2 rRNA genes are annotated in these 3242 nt (G+C 52.7%); both read left to right on the forward strand.

Annotated features, from left to right (window positions below):
- Positions 1-113: 113 nt before the first annotated feature.
- Positions 114-3018, forward strand: a 23S ribosomal RNA gene (locus ACJHWT_RS25160).
- A 100-nt stretch (positions 3019-3118) separates the two neighbouring features.
- Positions 3119-3234 (forward strand): 5S ribosomal RNA (rrf, locus tag ACJHWT_RS25165).
- Positions 3235-3242 lie beyond the last annotated feature (8 nt).

Genomic DNA, 3242 nt, shown 5'->3' on the forward strand with positions numbered 1-3242 from the left:
TTTGCTCTTTAAAAATCTGGATCAAGCTGAAAATTGAAACACTGAACAACGAAAGTTGTTCGTGAGTCTCTCAAATTTTCGCAACTCTGAAGTGAAACATCTTCGGGTTGTGAGGTTAAGCGACTAAGCGTACACGGTGGATGCCCTGGCAGTCAGAGGCGATGAAGGACGTGCTAATCTGCGATAAGCGTCGGTAAGGTGATATGAACCGTTATAACCGGCGATTTCCGAATGGGGAAACCCAGTGTGTTTCGACACACTATCATTAACTGAATCCATAGGTTAATGAGGCGAACCGGGGGAACTGAAACATCTAAGTACCCCGAGGAAAAGAAATCAACCGAGATTCCCCCAGTAGCGGCGAGCGAACGGGGAGGAGCCCAGAGCCTGAATCAGTGTGTGTGTTAGTGGAAGCGTCTGGAAAGGCGCGCGATACAGGGTGACAGCCCCGTACACAAAAATGCACATGCTGTGAGCTCGATGAGTAGGGCGGGACACGTGGTATCCTGTCTGAATATGGGGGGACCATCCTCCAAGGCTAAATACTCCTGACTGACCGATAGTGAACCAGTACCGTGAGGGAAAGGCGAAAAGAACCCCGGCGAGGGGAGTGAAAAAGAACCTGAAACCGTGTACGTACAAGCAGTGGGAGCCTCTTTATGGGGTGACTGCGTACCTTTTGTATAATGGGTCAGCGACTTATATTCTGTAGCAAGGTTAACCGAATAGGGGAGCCGAAGGGAAACCGAGTCTTAACTGGGCGTTAAGTTGCAGGGTATAGACCCGAAACCCGGTGATCTAGCCATGGGCAGGTTGAAGGTTGGGTAACACTAACTGGAGGACCGAACCGACTAATGTTGAAAAATTAGCGGATGACTTGTGGCTGGGGGTGAAAGGCCAATCAAACCGGGAGATAGCTGGTTCTCCCCGAAAGCTATTTAGGTAGCGCCTCGTGAATTCATCTCCGGGGGTAGAGCACTGTTTCGGCAAGGGGGTCATCCCGACTTACCAACCCGATGCAAACTGCGAATACCGGAGAATGTTATCACGGGAGACACACGGCGGGTGCTAACGTCCGTCGTGAAGAGGGAAACAACCCAGACCGCCAGCTAAGGTCCCAAAGTCATGGTTAAGTGGGAAACGATGTGGGAAGGCCCAGACAGCCAGGATGTTGGCTTAGAAGCAGCCATCATTTAAAGAAAGCGTAATAGCTCACTGGTCGAGTCGGCCTGCGCGGAAGATGTAACGGGGCTAAACCATGCACCGAAGCTGCGGCAGCGACGCTTATGCGTTGTTGGGTAGGGGAGCGTTCTGTAAGCCTGCGAAGGTGTGCTGTGAGGCATGCTGGAGGTATCAGAAGTGCGAATGCTGACATAAGTAACGATAAAGCGGGTGAAAAGCCCGCTCGCCGGAAGACCAAGGGTTCCTGTCCAACGTTAATCGGGGCAGGGTGAGTCGACCCCTAAGGCGAGGCCGAAAGGCGTAGTCGATGGGAAACAGGTTAATATTCCTGTACTTGGTGTTACTGCGAAGGGGGGACGGAGAAGGCTATGTTGGCCGGGCGACGGTTGTCCCGGTTTAAGCGTGTAGGCTGGTTTTCCAGGCAAATCCGGAAAATCAAGGCTGAGGCGTGATGACGAGGCACTACGGTGCTGAAGCAACAAATGCCCTGCTTCCAGGAAAAGCCTCTAAGCATCAGGTAACATCAAATCGTACCCCAAACCGACACAGGTGGTCAGGTAGAGAATACCAAGGCGCTTGAGAGAACTCGGGTGAAGGAACTAGGCAAAATGGTGCCGTAACTTCGGGAGAAGGCACGCTGATATGTAGGTGAAGCGACTTGCTCGTGGAGCTGAAATCAGTCGAAGATACCAGCTGGCTGCAACTGTTTATTAAAAACACAGCACTGTGCAAACACGAAAGTGGACGTATACGGTGTGACGCCTGCCCGGTGCCGGAAGGTTAATTGATGGGGTTAGCGGTAACGCGAAGCTCTTGATCGAAGCCCCGGTAAACGGCGGCCGTAACTATAACGGTCCTAAGGTAGCGAAATTCCTTGTCGGGTAAGTTCCGACCTGCACGAATGGCGTAATGATGGCCAGGCTGTCTCCACCCGAGACTCAGTGAAATTGAACTCGCTGTGAAGATGCAGTGTACCCGCGGCAAGACGGAAAGACCCCGTGAACCTTTACTATAGCTTGACACTGAACATTGAGCCTTGATGTGTAGGATAGGTGGGAGGCTTTGAAGTGTGGACGCCAGTCTGCATGGAGCCGGCCTTGAAATACCACCCTTTAATGTTTGATGTTCTAACGTTGGCCCCTGATCGGGGTTGCGGACAGTGTCTGGTGGGTAGTTTGACTGGGGCGGTCTCCTCCTAAAGAGTAACGGAGGAGCACGAAGGTTGGCTAATCCTGGTCGGACATCAGGAGGTTAGTGCAATGGCATAAGCCAGCTTGACTGCGAGCGTGACGGCGCGAGCAGGTGCGAAAGCAGGTCATAGTGATCCGGTGGTTCTGAATGGAAGGGCCATCGCTCAACGGATAAAAGGTACTCCGGGGATAACAGGCTGATACCGCCCAAGAGTTCATATCGACGGCGGTGTTTGGCACCTCGATGTCGGCTCATCACATCCTGGGGCTGAAGTAGGTCCCAAGGGTATGGCTGTTCGCCATTTAAAGTGGTACGCGAGCTGGGTTTAGAACGTCGTGAGACAGTTCGGTCCCTATCTGCCGTGGGCGCTGGAGAACTGAGGGGGGCTGCTCCTAGTACGAGAGGACCGGAGTGGACGCATCACTGGTGTTCGGGTTGTCATGCCAATGGCACTGCCCGGTAGCTAAATGCGGAAGAGATAAGTGCTGAAAGCATCTAAGCACGAAACTTGCCCCGAGATGAGTTCTCCCTGAGACTTTAAGTCTCCTGAAGGAACGTTGAAGACGACGACGTTGATAGGCCGGGTGTGTAAGCGCAGCGATGCGTTGAGCTAACCGGTACTAATGAACCGTGAGGCTTAACCTTACAACGCCGAAGGTGTTTTGGCGGATAGAGAGAAGATTTTCAGCCTGATACAGATTAAATCGACAGGTCATAACGAGACGTGTTGATAAAACAGAATTTGCCTGGCGGCCTTAGCGCGGTGGTCCCACCTGACCCCATGCCGAACTCAGAAGTGAAACGCCGTAGCGCCGATGGTAGTGTGGGGTCTCCCCATGCGAGAGTAGGGAACTGCCAGGCATCAAATT

The sequence above is a fragment of the Escherichia sp. WS338 genome, from assembly GCF_046486405.1.
Lineage (GTDB): Bacteria > Pseudomonadota > Gammaproteobacteria > Enterobacterales > Enterobacteriaceae > Escherichia > Escherichia coli.